This window comes from Botrimarina mediterranea (assembly GCF_007753265.1).
In the GTDB taxonomy this organism is placed as follows: domain Bacteria; phylum Planctomycetota; class Planctomycetia; order Pirellulales; family Lacipirellulaceae; genus Botrimarina; species Botrimarina mediterranea.
In genome coordinates this window covers 3,638,215-3,655,433 of sequence record NZ_CP036349.1, presented here as the reverse complement: position 1 = coordinate 3,655,433, position 17,219 = coordinate 3,638,215, and the positions used below count along the sequence as shown (strand labels likewise).

Annotated in this window: 10 protein-coding genes; 1 reads left to right on the top strand and 9 read right to left on the bottom strand. The window is 61.2% G+C overall.

Translation table 11 applies throughout. From position 1 onward, the window contains the following. Positions 1-105: 105 nt before the first annotated feature. The 9 genes from Spa11_RS14010 to Spa11_RS13970 all read right to left on the bottom strand — a co-directional run bounded on the left by Spa11_RS14010 (position 106) and on the right by Spa11_RS13970 (position 14,819). Complete coding sequence (locus Spa11_RS14010; RefSeq protein ID WP_145113284.1) at positions 106-1,626, bottom strand: O-antigen ligase family protein; 1,521 nt, start codon at positions 1,624-1,626, stop codon at positions 106-108. Further along, the gene (locus Spa11_RS14005) at positions 1,623-2,573 is read right to left on the bottom strand and encodes a glycosyltransferase (protein ID WP_261342265.1); all 951 of its coding nucleotides are present in this window, start codon (positions 2,571-2,573) and stop codon (positions 1,623-1,625) included. The genes Spa11_RS14010 and Spa11_RS14005 overlap by 4 nt, the downstream gene beginning before the upstream one ends. Positions 2,574-2,674: 101 nt before the next feature. Next, a complete protein-coding gene (locus Spa11_RS14000; protein WP_145113279.1) occupies positions 2,675-3,622 on the bottom strand; it encodes a glycosyltransferase family 2 protein in 948 nt (315 codons plus the stop codon). Positions 3,623-3,626: 4 nt separating this feature from the next. After that, positions 3,627-4,652, bottom strand: a complete 1,026-nt coding sequence (locus Spa11_RS13995; RefSeq protein ID WP_197529395.1) for a glycosyltransferase — start codon at positions 4,650-4,652, stop codon at positions 3,627-3,629. A gap of 14 nt (positions 4,653-4,666) precedes the next feature. Beyond that, entirely contained in the window at positions 4,667-5,614 is a 948-nt protein-coding gene (locus Spa11_RS13990) for a glycosyltransferase family 2 protein (protein WP_197529394.1), read from the bottom strand. 991 nt (positions 5,615-6,605) lie between these two features. Then, positions 6,606-7,898, bottom strand: a complete 1,293-nt coding sequence (locus tag Spa11_RS23000) for an ABC transporter ATP-binding protein (RefSeq protein ID WP_197529393.1) — start codon at positions 7,896-7,898, stop codon at positions 6,606-6,608. Continuing rightward, a complete protein-coding gene (locus Spa11_RS13980; protein WP_145113275.1) occupies positions 7,888-8,826 on the bottom strand; it encodes an ABC transporter permease in 939 nt (312 codons plus the stop codon). Before Spa11_RS13980 ends, Spa11_RS23000 begins: the two co-directional genes overlap by 11 nt. Positions 8,827-8,875: 49 nt before the next feature. After that, positions 8,876-11,680, bottom strand: coding sequence for a glycosyltransferase (locus Spa11_RS13975; RefSeq protein WP_145113273.1), 2,805 nt, complete (start codon positions 11,678-11,680; stop codon positions 8,876-8,878). Between the two features lie 697 nt (positions 11,681-12,377). Further along, positions 12,378-14,819 carry a hypothetical protein gene (locus Spa11_RS13970; RefSeq protein WP_145113271.1) on the bottom strand — a complete coding sequence of 814 codons (2,442 nt, stop codon included), beginning with the start codon at positions 14,817-14,819 and terminating at the stop codon, positions 12,378-12,380. Between the two features lie 240 nt (positions 14,820-15,059). Here Spa11_RS13970 and Spa11_RS13965 point away from each other — a divergent pair, with 240 nt between their 5' ends. Then, positions 15,060-16,601, top strand: coding sequence for a sigma 54-interacting transcriptional regulator (locus Spa11_RS13965; RefSeq protein WP_145113269.1), 1,542 nt, complete (start codon positions 15,060-15,062; stop codon positions 16,599-16,601). Positions 16,602-17,219: the final 618 nt, after the last annotated feature.

Genomic DNA, 17,219 nt, shown 5'->3' with positions numbered 1-17,219 from the left:
ACCCGTGTGTCGATGTTCAGACTGCATTCCCAATTGCGGAGCTCTCCTCCTAATAGGCATGCCGGACGTGGGCTCGGTGGCAGCAGCACACACCTCACCTGCTGCTTAAGCCAATTCTGGACCATGAGGTCTGTCCCCTGTAGTGAAGGCCAGCGAGGCAGGGCCATTTGCCGTTATCGGTTTGGCCCCTGTCTCGGAAGTTGGCGCTAACGCCAACCCCGCTGTCAGCCAAGTGACGATCCCCATCTCACCAGCCAGAAAGAACGCCGATGCGAGCGAAGCAAATGACATCGACAGCTGGACCAGGCTCGCCACAGCGATCCGGCGACAGGCGCCCGTCGATTGCTTGACCTTGGCGCGCATAGCCGCCACGAGACTAGCAAGGCCGACGAACCAAAGCATGGCGCCGGGGAGGCCTAGCGAATAGATGACCGCCCCGATTCCGTTGTCCAAACCGGTCACCTTCCCTCCTCCGCCGTTGAGCTTATTCGCCGACGTATAACCTATCCCCTGACCGAACGGATGCTCAGCAATCGATTCCATCAAGTCCGATGCGATGCGCAGGCGGGCGCGTAGACTGTTGTCTCGATCGAGGTTGCAGAAAGATTGCAACCGTTCGGAGACGAGGTCGCCGCCCGGCAGCATAGTCGCCACCCCCACGACGACCGTAATCAACACCCCAATGCCCATGGCTTCCCCAACGCCCCTTTTTCCGCGGAGAACGCCGTAAGTGATCAAGCCAACGAGGGGCGACAACCAGCAGACGCGGACGCGTGACAAGAGCAGCGCGCTTCCAATCAGTAGGCAGTGCACCACTCCTCTTGCGGGGGCGGGGCGGACGCCGCACAACAGCAGCCCTAGGGCCGCTGCCCAGAAAGCGGCGGCGGGGCCCGTCGAGCTCAGTGTTCCCCACACGCGGACGCTCATCGTCTCGGCTAGGCCCATACTACTCGTCATGCCGGACTCTCGCAGCCACATCGCGTCCCAAGGCGGTAGAAAAACGAATTGAAACCAGCCGTACGCGGCGACAACGGCGGCGAGCGCAACAACATCATGCAACGTGGCAAGGCGATCAGCGAGCGGTGTCGGCTTCACGGCGAAGTAGGGGACAAATAGGAGAGGCAACAGCCAGCCCCCGGTATCGACGATCGCCGCGCTACCGTACGAAACGACCCCAATGATGGCTCCGACCATCGTCGGGGCGATGAGTAGAAGTAAGGCTTGCGCCACTCGGTTGGGCAGTCGGTGCAGCCGCGGAATCGTGGGAATGATAAGCGTAAGCGATGTCATCATCGGGAGCAGGCTGAGCACGGTGAGTGACTCAAAGCCTCCCAACTGCCAGTCGATCAAACGGCGGACGAATCGAGACAGCATCCAGACGCAGATGACGTACGTACCAAGCCGCTTGCTGTCCCGCATCGCTAGTGTGAACGCGCCCAAGAGTGTCGGGATCGTGACGACCAGATCTGGCAGGCGGAGCGCCCCCATCTTTGCGCACAACGCCAGCACGCCGAAGTTGATGATCAAGCACAGAACGGCGTAACGATTACGTGCGTTGATCTCAGCCGTCGAAGTCTTCTTCACGCGTCGATGCCTGATCACCGGTGCGGGGTAGACGTTACTCATGGGCGCCTCTTCGCGACTAATTGCGTGGGACGCGGCAATAAAAGATAGGTTCTCAAACCCGCAAACCGTCCGGAGCGCGTGGCCCACCAGCGGCGCACCGCCTGTGTAGCCGGCTCTCCCCCGGTTGCGACTGACCGAAGGCAATGGAGTAAACCCGGCGTGAAGGCTGTGCCGATCAGGAAACTCCAACACGCGAATGCGATCCGTCCGAGGGGACTTAGGTGCTCAAGCACCATCAGTGTTTCGTTATGCGTTGTATCTCCAAATCCGCTGGTGTTGAATTCCCCGCGGTGGTTGTTGTCGCCGTCCTGACGCTGCGCGATGTGATGCGTCACGGATAGCTGCGGATCGTATATCAGACGCCATCCCGACCGCCGCATCGGCAGGCAAATGGAGAGCTCCGTGTGGATAACAGTTCCGGACCCTTTCAGTCGGCGATCGACCCCAATTTCCCGCAGCAGGTCGCCTCGGAAGCAGCAATTAACGCCTTTGAGGAAATCGACGTCACGCATGCCGCCTACGCCGGCATGGTGGTTGCCGATCCTTCGTCCGAACCATTGGATGCGACCGACGACTTCTGCCAACACGGTTTCGCTGGGGAGAACATCGCGGCCGCCAACGCCGGCTACCGAGGCGTCACGGAAGTAGCCCGTAATCCGTTCCAGCCAGTCCGGCGGAGCTTCCGAGTCATCGTCGGTTAACGCGACGAGGTCACCGCTACTAGCAGCGATCCCGGCACGGAGTCCTGCCGCGAAGTTGTCGCTACTTCCCAGCACCATCCGATGAACAAGCGACAGTTCTTTTTCACCGAGGGATAGGAGGGCGCGCTCGGTCTGGCCATCACCATCGCGATAGCAGACGAACACCTCAAGCGGCGGCAATGTCTGCGCGCTCAACGCCCTGAGGCATCCGACGAGCATATCGGGCCGACGGTACGTGGGGACCACGACAGAAATTGTGCAACTCGAAATGCTCAACGCAACCTGAACGACTATCTGGAACCCGCGCAAGTAACGCGTTTGATGATCAGAGGTAAGAGGTAGGCGACTCAATGACGAGGGTTCATTGAGTCGTGTATCGGTAAGAGTATTCGGGCTAGATGGGAAAGGCCCCGCGGACTCAATCGACGCCTCCAGCCGTACCAACGTGATAAGTAAACGCTCATCGCTTCCTGCCGGGCGCCTTGCCGAGCCAGCTGCCCGGCTGCATTCGCAGCGATATGAGTCAGTACCGTTTGCTTGGTCTGCTCCGAGGCCTCCGGAACTTCCAGGCGCAGAAGGAACCGATAGTAGTCGGCTGTCGATTTCGAAGTTCGCGAGATGGCCATGCGAGTGATTCGATACTCCGCAGTATAGGTAGCCGTCAGGTAGAACCTTGGTCCTGGATTCGCTATTGCGAGGCGTACGCCGAAGTCCGTATCGCAGGCATCGCCAACCTCCGTCTTTTCACGGAATCCAATCGCCTTCGCCTTATCGGTCGCAACGAGATACGCGTTGTTGGGGAATTGTCTTTGAAGCGCGGCTTCAACCGAGTCGGTCTGGAGTCCAGCGTGCGTAAGACTTTTCCGAAAACTCTGATTCAAGGACTCCGCCGCCCTATCGCCGAGGTCGGTTCCGTCATCTTGGATGAGTCTTTGACGGCCGTAGGCGGCTACGATCTCAGGGTGGCGCTTGAAACAGTCGGAGAGGGTCGAGAGAGCTCCAGGGAGTAAACGGTCGTCGTCGTGCAAAAGCAGAAGTCGATGGCCCTTCGCTGCATTGAGTAAAGAATTGACATTCCCAGCCTGGCCAAGCCCGGGGGAATGATGAAGGTACTCCAGCGGAACGGAAGCGGCGGCGCAGAGCATCTCGACATCCTGTCGTCCCGCCGGTTGTGGTGAGTCGTCGCCGACGAGGATCTCTATTGGGCGATAATCTTGCTGCAAGCATGACTCGACTGCCTCAACTAAGAGTTGAGCGCGCTTGTAGGTCGGTATGCATATTGAAATGAGGCTCATGGATTCAGCTAGCACTCGGGGTTCTAGCCGATCGAATAACCGGACTATCAACACTGGCGGCTTGCTCAGGAATCAACTCGATTCGCTCCAAGCCATGTCGTGAATAGTTGGCGGGGCGGCGCCATTCGTTGATTAGAGACTTGTAGAAAACTGCTATCTGATAGAGGTCGAGCTCTTTGTCGTCTGCCCCCTCAGACTCATCATCTCGACCTGTCCTGTTACGCAGGCGCCACCACACAAGCTGCAACCTCTTTCGAAGGAGCCTAAGCCAGAGGAAGGTTGGTTTCTCATGCTCCCAGTGTCTGGTGACATAGGCAGTCGATCGTCCGGTCTTCTCCGCCGACTGTAGGAGTGAGGGCCGGGTAAGCCTAATGGGGTCGAAGCAGTGGACCACTCTGGCGTCAGTCACAAAGCAGCCTCGTGCGTCAGCGACTTCAAGTTGTCGAACAAAAAGCGTCTCCTCTTGAAACCCCAACGCGCCAGGTCCGAGTTCCTCGTCAAAACACGGAACGTGCTTGAGAACGGATCGCCGGAAGGCGAGATTGGCGCCGACAAATCCTTGGCGCTTCTCTGAAAGAGTCTCAGCGAGTCGAAGTCGATGACGCTCGGTAAACCAATACTGCTCGAGGTGCGTCGCGATCGTGACAACGCCGCCGGTGATGTCCGAAGCTTCTGGGTGATCGTGTGGCAATAGCAGTGGCCTACAGAGCGTCGCCAGCCATTCGGGCTCGGGGGTTATGTCGTCGTCTGTCCAGGCCAGAATATCGGCACGGCTACGTTCCAACCCCAGATTGATAGCCCGCGCCTTGCCCGGCTTTGGGCTGCAGAGATTGACGACGGTCCAGTTTCTGTGCAATTTCTGCTCCGCCGCTGTGCTGATCTCACGAACGACGCGTCGGTGACCGCTGTAGATGAGTAGTAGCTCAACTCCAGCCTCCGGTAATCCGACTTGCCGTGCGAGGGCTTCCAGGAGTTCCGTAGGGACTCTGGCGCCGTCGGTGCAGACGATGAGGCTGATGGCGGGTGGCACAATAGGAAGGGTGTCTAGAGATACAAAGGCTTGCGACCGAGGAGCATTCTTACGGGCTCGATGGCCAAGTGTCGGTACAAGGCAATTCGAACCGACCAATGCCTCGTCGAGAAAGGTTGGCCGTAGCGACGCATCACATCGATCAACTGATGACGACGGTAAGGAACAAAAGTGACTCCGTTCTTGGCTTCAGCATGGACCGTTGCCTCTGCCAAAACCTGATCAACAAGTCGGAATGAGGTTAGTTCAGCCAATCGAAGCCAGAGTTCGAAGTCCATCGTGTAGTACAAGTTCTTCCGGATGCGTCCGGCGGATTCATAGATGCCCCGTCTCCAGAAAACCGCGGGCTGGTGGAGGTGATACCCCTTCCAATACGAAGCTACGTCGAGCAGCGTCGAGTCACGCCCTTTGGCCGCATAGACAAGCTTCCCAGATGGGTCAACAAAATCCACGTGTCCCACTAGGACGTGTGTGTCGGGCTCGTCACGAAAGATCCGCCCCACCGTTTCGAGGGCGCCTGGTCTAAGGCGGTCGTCGCTGCAAAGCCAACCCAACACGTCCCCGGTCGCTCGGTCGAACCCTTTGGAGAGCGCATCGGCCTGCCCGTTGTCGGGTTCGGAACACCAGAAGGCGAGGTCATGGGTGTGGCGTTCGAGTATCGCGCGGCTGCCGTCGTTGCTGCCGCCATCAACGACGAGATGTTCGAGACCGGGATAGTCTTGATCGAGGACCGAACGGATCGTGGCCTCGAGGAATTCGCCCTGGTTGTAGGAAGGTGTGACCACAGAGATCTTCGGCCACGACAGGTTGTCGTAGGGCATGGCCGCCGTATCACCAGCGTTCGTAGTTCCAAGCAAGGCTGTTGGCTCTAGCGACTGCATATCGATTTCTGAAGTCGATGGTCTTTGACGGTGACCGGAGGTCTCTTGGTAGAACGCTGGTAAAAGGCGGTGCGTATTCAACGAATGATTCTACTTACGTCCGCCATTCGAGGGTCGAACCCTAGGGGCCTAAGGCATATTTGCGGTGCGCTGAAGCACTCTGGTTGATGCTTTGGTGATACTTAATGCGCCTTCGGACAGCGTACGGAATGCACTGGCTCCAGTACGCACGAGGCTGTGAAGTCCCGGCTGGAGCTTCGGTTCATCCGCCAGATGTCGGTAGTCAAGAAGGCTGCAAAGTTTCGCATACGAATCGCTCGCGAGCGCTTCAGAGACGAGCCTGAGGGTGTAAGGTCTGCGAGGTCGGCGGGAGACTCGGGAGTCGTTGCGTCTCCCGGAGTTTCCGGAGGATGAAACCGTAGCAGGTTGGTAGGTAGAACCTGCACGAACTCTCAACGCCGATGCGCATTGAAGGATCAGATTTGTTGAAGATTCGCAGAAGTCTTCGTACTTGATTAGGTAAACTAAATGGCGACTTTCACGAGCAGATTCAATTGCGGGCAGAATCCATTGCAAGTACCGATCACAGTAGGCGTTGAAGTCGTACGATACGGTATCGGGAAAGCTCGCCTTCATTCCTAGCCAGCAGTCGACTGGGTCGCGATACGACACGACAGTTGGCGGAATCGCTCCTGTCCTGCGTTGGTACTCATGTCGGAGCCAGCTGATATCCGCCCCAGTAGGTTCGGAGTCGTCGAAGTAGTATTGATGGGTGTGTTCTCGGACAAGCAGTCGGCTCGCCGATCGCTTGGCGATGACGCTCGCGTTTAACATTCGAGTCCAGTAGATCTCGGCAAAATCCTCGGGACTTAGTTTCCCCATGCTAGTCAGCTGGCTTTCTGGGTCGAGTGGCCGAAAGTCCTCGGGGCGCGGCAGCCAGTGATGGCCAACTTCGTGCACCGAGACACAACCCGTCGCAGCAACCAAGTGGCGATAGATTAGCGAGCCGCCCGAGCAGGCTGGATGGCATAGCACGATTGGAAGTGTCGTTGCTGATTCGACAGAGTAGAGGTTAGTCATCGGCTACCAACGCCTCCCCTGGCTGGTCGAACGCCCACCGATGGTTCGCTAGTAAGTAACCTTTCGATTGGTCGAGTCGCGTGCCGCTCTGATAGTAGTTGCTGTCATGGACTTCGAACGTGAACGCCTCGGTGGGAGGAATCACGAAACCTAGATTCGGCATCGTTACTCCAACGGAGAGGCGGTACATGCCCGCCGTCAGAGCGAGCATCGGTAGTCGCAGCTCAACATTTACGTGCCCCTGATTGAAGGGGCATGCGACTCCCGAGATAGGCTGGTTGGAAAGGCGCAAGAGTTCGATCCCTTCCAAGGTTGCGATTGAGACAACGAATCCTGGATCGAGTAATCTCTTACGCAGTTCACATCGAATCGAGATAACCGCCGATTCACCGGTCTGGCAGATCGCACGGCCGTCGCCATCAGAAATTTGCACGCTCTCAATGCATGCGGTGGCGTCGCTGCTTTCGATTTGGACGAATCGTTCGCCCTGGTCGGGCAGTTCGCTCATTCTTCGGTACCAGTCGATCGCATCAGCCGAACTAGAACTTAGGGCGACGGCGCCTCTCTCGAGAACGACTCCTTGGGTGCAGAGCTGTTTCACTGCCGCCATGTTATGGCTTACGAACAGCACCGTCCGGCCGCTCGACGCTACGTCCTGCATTTTTCCCAAGCATTTCTTCTGAAACGCCGCGTCGCCCACCGACAGCACCTCGTCGACCACTAGGATCTCCGGGTCGAGGTGGGCGGCCACCGCGAAGGCTAGCCGCGTGTACATCCCAGAGCTGTAATGCTTCACTGGGGTGGCGAGGAACCGTTCGACCTCGCTGAACGCCACGATCTCATCAAACTTGGCCCGCACCTCGCGTTGCGTCATCCCGAGGATCGCGCCGTTGAGGAAAATATTCTCTTGCCCCGTCAGCTCGGGATGAAACCCGGTGCCGACCTCGAGCAGCGACCCGACTCGGCCGCGGACCTCGATCTGGCCCTCGGTGGGGCGGGTTATCTGCGACAGGATCTTGAGCAGCGTGCTCTTTCCGGCGCCGTTACGACCGATGACGCCGACCACATCGCCGCGGCGCACGTCGAACGACACGTTCTTGAGGGCCCAAAAACTGTCCTGATCGGGACGACGCAACGCGCCGGCGGCGGCTCGCAGCGGGTTGCGAAGCGCCCCGGTCAGTCGCTCGCCGAGCGACTGATAGCTGAAGCGACCGCCAGTGCTGGCGGCGCCGACGTGGTACTCCTTACCCACGCCTTCGAAGCGGATGGCGAGGTCAGACGACATCGGCGAACCGGTCCTCCATTCTCGCGAAGTATGCCAGCCCCACTCCCAGGCAGACGAAGGTGCTGATGGCGCCGACGGCCCACATACCGGGGTGTGCTGGTGTGTCGAGGACGCACCAACGGAAGAACTCGATCGGCGCGGCGACGGGTAGCAGCCCGTAGACTTCGCGCCATCCGTCTGGCAGACGGCTTGCCGGCCAAAAGACAGGGGCCGCGAAGATCGCAAATTGAGTGATGAACGGTATCACATAACGGACATCGCGAAACTCGACATTGAGCGCCGCGAGCGGCAGGCCGACCGACAGCGCCGCCAGGAAGGCCCACACTATCGCTACCGGAAGCAGCACCACCTGCGGAGGCGGCGTCAATGCGGCGCCGCCATGCAGCAGCGGCAGCGCCAAGATCACCAAAGCTACCAAGATGAACTGCACAGCTAAGTCAACCAACGAAACCATCGCGGCGCTGACTGGGAGCACAAGTCGTGGGAAGTAGATCTTCTTGAGCATGTTCTGTGCGCTGACCAGAGACATGCTGCTGGATTGCAGGCCCGTGTTAAACAGCATCCACGGGAGTTGGCTCACAAGGAAGAACAGGAAGACTGGCACGACGCCGTCGGTTCCGAGGTCGGCTGCGCGTCCGAAGACAAAAACCCCTAGCACCGTGAAAGCGATCGGCTGGACCAGCGCCCACGCGGCGCCGATGACCGTCTGCTTGTAGCGGACCTTGATGTCACGGAGTGCGAAGATCCAGAACAACTCGCGGAAGCGCCACAGCTCGACGACGTCGATGGCGCGCCAACCTTTCGAGGGACGCAGGTAGCGGACGCCGGCGGACAAAGGAGCCGGCTGAGGCGCAGCATGGCCTGTCTCGCATTCGAGATGGGAAATCGCGGCGGCGGGTTGGACGCTCGGCGGCGTTGCGGTACTCACGTTCTACTTCGAAGATTGTTAGTCAGGGCTTCTAAAGACCCGCGACGGCCTACTGATCCGTCCCTGGGAATACGTCATCGATGGGCGGCAGCTCGCCTGGAGCTTCTGGCAAAGTCTGGCCGACGTCTTCCGTCGAGCAATGGCGGCTCTCGATCGCTCGCGGGAGACGGTCTTCAAGGCGGCGAGAGGCGCCGGCGCGACGATGACCGTTGCCAGTCACTTCTCTAAGGAAAGAAGTGAGATGCTCAACAAAGGCGTCGTTCGAGAATTGTTCCGCTCTGCGACGCGTCGCGATCCGATCAATCTCGTTGAGAGGCCCCTGGGACTCGAATCGCTCGATTGCTTCCAGTAGCGAGTCGGCGGATTGCTCGTCATAGAATATCCCGGCCTTACCTTCTTCGAGCGACTCGGTGACGCCGCCCTTGCGAAACGCGATCACCGGCGTGCCGCACGCCATAGCCTCGACCGGGGCGATCCCGAAGTCTTCTTCCGCAGCAAACACAAAGGCCCGCGCCCGTTGCAAGTGACGAACAAGCGACGCCTTACCAAGCTGACCGCGGAGGACAACGTTTGATCCTGCCAAGCGTTCGAGTCGCCGTCGCTCGGGGCCGTCGCCGATGACGATCAGCCTACGGTCGGGGGTGCGATTGAACGCCTCGATAATGACGTCGATCTTCTTGTAGCCGACAAGTCGGCTGGCGGTGAGATAATAATCGTCGCGAACATCGACGGAGGGAACAAATGTATCGACATCCACCGGTGGGTGGATCACCACCGCTTCACGTCGGTAGAACTTACTAATGCGGCGGGCGACGAATCGACTGTTCGCCAAGAAATGGTCGACGCCGAGCGCCGTCCGTACGTCCCAGTTTCGCAAGTAATGGAGGATGGTCCGTGCGAGAATCCCTTGGGGGCCGAAGCCAAGACCGGCTTCGCGGAGGTACTGGTGCTGCAAGTCCCAGGCGTACCGCGCGGGACTGTGACAATAGCAAACGTGCGTCTGGTCGGGCCCGGTGATCACCCCTTTAGCGGCCAAGTACGAGCTGGAAATCACGAGGTCGTAGTCCGAAACGTCGAGCTGCTCGATAGCGAGCGGCATCAACGGCAGGTACGCCCGGTGCTTGGTCCGAGCCAAAGGCATTCGCTGCAGGAACGTCGTGCTCACAGGCTTGCTACAGAGAAAGCCACGGCTCTCGTCGGGAACAAAATCGAATAGCCCGAAGACATCGCATTGTGGAACGACACGGATGATTTGTTCGACGACACGTTCGGCGCCGGCGTAGGTGTAGAAAAAGTCATGGACGACTGCCACACGTAGGTCGCTGAACTCACCGCGGGGCTGCGCCGCGATTGCGTGGCATGGAGGCTCTTCCATACGCTGGATTCGGCGAAGCGCAGCGCAGCCACTGTCGGACATCAGCCGTGAGAAGAGCGCCAGACGCTCGCTGGCCGATTCTAGTGAGGAGCCGACCGGCACTCGAACTTCAGCAAAGTTGGTCACTTCCGCGTCGGTGCAAATAGGAAGCTTGGCGTCGATCGACCGACCGACATCCTCCATCTCGCCGTCGCCTTCGGCGTTCACCCATCGGAAGGTCATTGGTTCGCCGTTCATGGCCTTGGCAATCGGCATTTCAATGCGGGCGAAGCGCAGTTGCTCGGCGGCGTCGCAAACGGTCTGCCACCACTCGCTGAAGGTCTTGGCGCTATCGAACTCGAGCTGTAAGGCTTCGCAGGCGTTGCGGTGACGTCGAGAGTCACGGTCAATCTCTCGTTTGCTGCGGATTGCGGAGATCATCTGTGTCGTCCGCACCGAGCCAGCCGCGTGGAACAGCCCCCACAGCAGAGGAACCACCAGCGCCAGCCCACCGAGGGTCGACCATCCCACGAGCGGCAGCGAGCAGACCCCGATAGCGACGGCCATGGCTGACACGGCATGGATCAACAGCACGGCTTGGCGTGGGTGTAGACCACGATCTAGCAGTCGGTGATGGATGTGGCCTCGCTCAGCGGTGAACAATGAGCGGCGCTGTTCGTACCTCCGGCGAAACAGCGTGAGAGCGGTATCGACGAGCGCGACGCTCATCGCCAGGCTCGGAACAACCATCGCACGCATCGTGCCTGGTCTTGGCTCGGCGTTAGCGGCAATTGTCATCGCGCCGATCAGATAACCGATGGTGAGACTCCCGCCATCGCCCATGAAGGTACGCGCCGGCGGTCGGTTGAAATGGAGGAAACCGGCTATCGCCCCCGCCATCACCAAGGGCGCAACGGCCGCGGCATAGTGGTGGGCGTCGAGCTGAAAGTAGGCCAGCACCCCAAACGCCATCAACGCCAACCCGCCCGATAGTCCGTCGAGCCCATCGATGAAGTTGAACGCAACAGCCATACCGGTGATCCAAGCCGCCGTGAGGATCCACGACAGCCACGGAAAGCGGATGGCGGCTTGGAAGTCATAGACCACCTCACCAAGCCCGGCGCCCGAGGCGCAGAACACGCACGACGCCGCCAGCAAGGTGATCAGCTTAAGCCGTGATGAGACTTCCCAAAGATCGTCTAGCACGCCCATAACAAAGACGAACAAGGCCCCAATAGCGAGGGCCGAGTAGTGCTTCAACTCAACCCACCCCCCTTCAGTCGAGGGATCCACCAAGCAGGCGAACAGGGGCACGCCCACTAACAGTGCGGCGCCGATGATCCCTACGCCACCAAGACGCGGGGTCGCTTGGCGATGTACCTTGCGGTGGTCGGGCTGGTCATAGAGTCGAAGTCGGTGCGAGACAGAGATCACGTAGGCGGTTAGCGATAGTGATACGGCGCACGCCGCCACCGCGCCGATCAAAGGGATCCAGATCATCGCCGCTGCCTCCGACTCGAGGACGCCGGCGAAACATCGATATCACCTTCCTGCAATCGAATTCCCCGTAGCGGGGCGCCGCCTTCATCCGTGTTCGAATGCTCACACATGGAGTTCATCCGCAAGACGGGAAGTTAGTCGTGGCGGGTGGATGGCTCGGCGCGACGATGCCTTACACGGCGCGCTTCGCTGGCGGGGGCTGGCCGGAGCGATAACGTCGGGACTCTTCGTCGTTAAGACGTAAATTGCAGCATAGACACGCGTCCAACGAGAGCAACGCTGTGGGACGAATCATGAAGAGGTTATTCACAATGAGTCTGCGGATAGGCGTGAGCGGCCCGGATTATCGGACTTTTGGACGCAGTTTGGCACGCATCACAGGCAACCTCGCGCTGGAACTGCCTCAAAATCGGGCGCCTCAGCCCTATTTATTGCTATTGCCACTCGGGGCAGGATCCCTAGTGGGCATTCGCCCGCATCGGCAGCGGGTCATTACCGTCAAGAGCGTCGCAATTCATGTCATCGTCAAATCTGCACCTCATGTGCCGAGAAGGCGCCGATGTCCGGAGTAGGCCCTTTGGTCATTGAGAGTAATCTGCCGAACCAGATGCCTATAAAATGAAAAACCGCCCGCACGGTTTTCACCGTGCGGGCGGCGCGTCACGGGTCCCGACGACCTACCGACGCTCGCTTTCAATCACCTCCACTTGAGCACCGCGAAGACGCCCTCCCCTTCGCGGATCCGCGAAGGGATGGCCAGCAGCCGGTCGCGGTACACGCTCAGCAGCACCGCGGCGCCGAACAACACGCCGCCGCCGGCCATCAGGTAGACCGCAACATTCTGCAACTGATCGGGCAGATGCAGCAGCGTCACCAGACTCGTCAGATACACCATCAGCATCCCGGCGCCGGCGAGCGTCGGGGCCCGCAGGCGGCAAAGCACGCCCGTCCCGACGAGCCCCAATCCGATGGCGAGGACGCCCACGTCGTGCAATGCGACCCACGCCGTCGCGCCGCCGAGGAATCGGGCGACGATCAGGCCAAGCGTCATCGGTACCGCCGCCAGGAAGCTGCCAAGCCACAGATTGACGTCGGTGGCCGAGTCCTCGGCCAGCGTTTCGCCGGCCTCGCGCCGCCAGCCAATGAGTCCCGTCGTCACAAGCACGACGCCCACTGCGGTGGCGAGCAGTTCGATCCGCTGGATGAACTCCAGTTGCGACATCGTGTTGAGCAGCAAAGCCGACGCGGCGACCTGCACCAACCCGAGCGCCACGAGCGGGCTGCGGCCCTCTTCACGCCGCGTGAGCGCGACCGCCAGGGCTGTCATGACCGCTTGAGCGGCGACGGTCCCCAGCAGCGGCCAAGTGGCGTCGTCGCCAAGCAACCGGTTGCCCGCCAGCAACACGCCGGCGACGCCGGCGACCACCATCGCCACCCGCGCCGGACCGGCCAGCCGCACCGGCGTGCCAAACTTCTCGAGGAAGATTAATGTCGTTGCGACAACGCTAACCGCCAAGAGCGGCAAGCAAGCGTCGAGGTCGTAGACCACCACCGCTTGCGAAGCAGTCGCAACGGCAGCGAGCGTTGCAAGGAAGACCGTTGTGTAGCGTTTCTGCTGACAAGCGACAAACGCCAACGCGACGGTGACGCCGCCCGTGCCGAGGATGGTCGCGAGCCCCGTCTCGAAGAGCGCGAACGGCGCGATTAAGCCGCCGACGAACAGCACGCTCGCTTCGACGCCACGCCCCAGTGCGGTGCTTTCCTCGTCACGTCGCAGCAGCGTGGCGACGCCCATCGTCAGCGGGGCGAGGGTCGCGGCGGAGAGCACCCACGCGATTGGTAGACCCGTCGCGCCGGCGGCCACGAGTCCCGCAACCGACGCTGCGCCTGCGAGGCCAACCGGCATCCAACGCAGCGCCTGGGTGGACCGCATCGCTTGCAGCACCGTCGAGACTGCAACGAGCCCTGCGGCCGCCGCGTAGCCCCAATCGAGCGTGAAGGCGAGCGGACCGAAGCTGCCCAACCACGCCGCCCGCACCAACTGGGCAAGAGCGAGCGCCAAGCCCGCCGCGCCGGCGACACGCGCCGTGCCATCGAGCAATTGAGTGACATCGGCTTCGGTCGCGGCTTCTTCGCTGCTTTCATGACGCCGACCGTTCAGCGCCAGTTGGCAAGCCAACGCAACGACGCCGAGCACGCCGGCGACCATCACCTCGGTGATCACGATGCCAGCCAAGTCGACGCCGATGGCGCCACTCCACGATAGCGCGAGCGCGGACAGCAGCGTGTAGCGGCCCTGCCCGGTACGCGACCAGCGGCTGTAGGCGTAAGCATAGGCGCCCACCAGCGCGACGCCGAGCGCTGCGAGCTTCACGCTGGCGACTGTCGCCACGTCGGGCTGCACGAACCAGCCAAGGTCCGCGAACAGCGTCTCATAGAACCGTCCTGCGATGCGACCAACGAGCAGCAGACCAAGTCCGCTGGCGAGTAGCGCGTGGCCGGCGCGGAAGAACGCTAGGCCGAAGTCCTGCCGACTGAAGGGTTCGTCGGGCTCGCTGGCGTTTGGGAACAGTCGCTCGGCATGGATGCAGGCGACGCCCAGAGACACCAGCAGCGTGCTCGGCGCTAGGACTTCCCAGAAGCGAGCGACATCGCCATCGGCCAAGAACACTAGGCCTGTCATCGCGACGCCGGCGGCGAACGCGTAGACGAAAAGCGAATCTTTCAAGAGTCGCGCGACGCCGGCGTAGACGACGCAGCAAATTAGGGCGGGGACCCAGAGGTTGCCGCCGCCTGCGAGCGTCACGAGACCTTGGGCGTCGTAGAACCATAGATTGAGCGGCAAGAGCAAGCAGGCAAGCATCGCCGTTGCGCGGCCGGCGAGACGGTAGCGGGTGCGGGCGGCGAGCCACGCACCCACGCCCAAGAGGGAGAAGTTCGCCACACCCAGCCCGACGGCGGCGTGGAGTGGATTGTCGAAGACGCCGATCACCGTCAGCCACAGGACGAGGCCGAGGGTCAGCAGCCCCCCGCCGCCAAGCATCAGGGCCTGGAGGCTGCGGGGGTCGAGAAGCGTCTGCACCAAACTCGTAGAGGCGCCCGTCTCGCTGGCGGCGGGCGGTGTGTCGGCATCCATCATGGCGTCGGTCCTTACGGAGGGAGAAAAACGGTCGTCGGGAACAGCGACCGCCCCATACGCAACGCCGGCGCCAATGGCGTTAGCGATGCGTATGTCTTTACCCGACAGTAGTTTGCGACAATTTCCGTCTCTCCGGCGACACGCGACTTTGAGCGAGGCTGTACATCGGGCGCCAAAATGATGGCGCCCGATGTACACTGTTGGTGGGCGTTCAATAGAGACCTCAGCAACCTGCCAACCATGTCCCGTCTGAACGATGACGAGCACCACCTGCTCCGTTCGCTGTCCGACCTGACCTACTGCAACCCGTTCTTGCCCGAGCGGATCACGCTGGAGCAGGCCGTCCTTCGCGACGCTTACTCGCCGGAACCACTTGCCTCATGGAGCCGCATCGCCAGCGCCAGCCGCACCGACCGCCCCAACGTTGTTGCGATCACCACGCTGGCGAGCGAACTGGTCGAGCGTCTCGTTGAACGGCAGACGTGCGAGGGGTCGCTTAGCGGGCGGGACGCGGCTCTCTACGACGACGCGGTCACCTACACGCTCTATTACCGCCACGTGGCGAGCATCGGCGCCGAGCTCGTCTATCCCCAACGCAACGACCGCCGCGTCGCCAAAGCGTGGGCCGCGTTCCGTGACGAGCGTGAACGGCTCCACCGACCGCTCAGCGAAGAGCAGCGCGCCCAGCTATCGACAAGCGAGCACCTCTTCGCTTGTCTCTACCAAGTCCGCCGCGCCTTCGACGGCATCTACAGCTGCCTGATCGGCGAGTCGGGCCCCGCGACGCGGTTGCGCGCGGCGGTCTGGCAGTCGATCTTCACGCACGACCTGCGTCGCTACCGGCGGTTGCTTTACGACCGGATGCGCGAGCTGGCGACTCTCGTCACGGGTCCCTCCGGCGCCGGCAAGGAGCTCGTCGCCCGGGCGATCGGCCGCGCGCAGTACAGGCCGTTCGATCCGGCGACGGGTTCGTTCGTCGGCGATGACGATTCGTTCATCGCGCTCAACTTGTCGGCGTTGTCGCCGACGCTCGTCGAGTCCGAGCTCTTCGGGCACGCCAAGGGCTCGTTCACCGGCGCGACGGCGGACCGTGTCGGCTGGCTCGAACGCTGCCCGGAGCACGGCGCCGTGTTCCTCGACGAGATCGGCGACGTCGATCCGGCGATCCAAGTGAAGCTGTTGCGAGTCGCCCAGTCGCGCGACTACAGCCGGCTTGGCGAGACCTTGCCGCGTCGCTTTGCCGGCAAGTTGATTGCCGCTACCAATCGCGACCTCGCCGCCGAGATGCGAGCTGGGCGTTTCCGGGAAGACCTCTACTACCGGCTCTGCTCGGATCGTATCGAGTTGCCATCGCTCGCCGAGCATCTGCTCGATCGCCCCGAGGCGATCGCTGGACTCGTGCGCTTCCTCACCGGCAGACTGCTTGGCGCTGCCGCGTCGTCCGAGGCCGACGAGCTCGCGGCCGATGTCCTCGCATGGATCGATGAGCGGCTGCCGCGCGACTACGAGTGGCCCGGCAACATCCGCGAACTGGAGCAATGCGTCCGCGGTGTATTGGTGCGCGGCGAGTACCTCCCGGCGTCCCACGAGGCCGCAACGACACGCGCCGCGTGGCTTGCGCTCGCCGAGCAAGGCGAGCTCACCGCGGACGAACTGCTCACCGCGTACTGTCGCCACATCCATGCGCAGGTTGGCGGCTATGAACCGGCCGCGCGCGTGCTAGGAATCGACCGCCGCACGGTGAAGAGTCGCGTCACCAACGGCGCAACCGCAGTCGAGTAGCACCGCGTAGGGTCCGCTGTGCGGACCGCATGAATCGACTGCCTTACCAACGAAGGTTCAACCGCGAGTTGCCAGCAAGCTGGAAGCGTGAGCGCATTTTGCACCCTTCCTCGTAAGTCGAGGAACCGGACGCTAAGGCGTGCCCGCTGATCTTACGGGCTAGGACTTACTAGCCGCGGGGCCTTAGCCCCCGGTTCTTTGCCTAGCGTTTGACACAACCTCTTGATCGCCAAGGCTTTGATTAGAGCGTGCTTCACTTGACCGTAGCGTTTCTAGCCTCGCTCTGATCCACGGAGCAACGTGGGGACGTCTCGCGCAGAGACGCAGAGGCGCAGAGTTAGATGCCTTCAAGACTCACGCAAAGCCGCCACGGCGCAAAGACAAAGTCGTTGAGAAATAAGCGCAGCCGCGAACGATCAAACAACAACACGTTCTTTGCGGCTTGGCGCCTTGGCGTGAGTCTTCGCTGCCTACCCTCTGCGTCTCCGCGTCTCTGCGCGAGACGCTACGGCAATATGAAGTACGCTATAAGAGCTGCAAAACGCCCGTGAGCTTCCGGCTCGCCAGCATTTTGTAACACGGAGCGCGTGTACTACGGACGGTCTGTCGCAAGCTCAG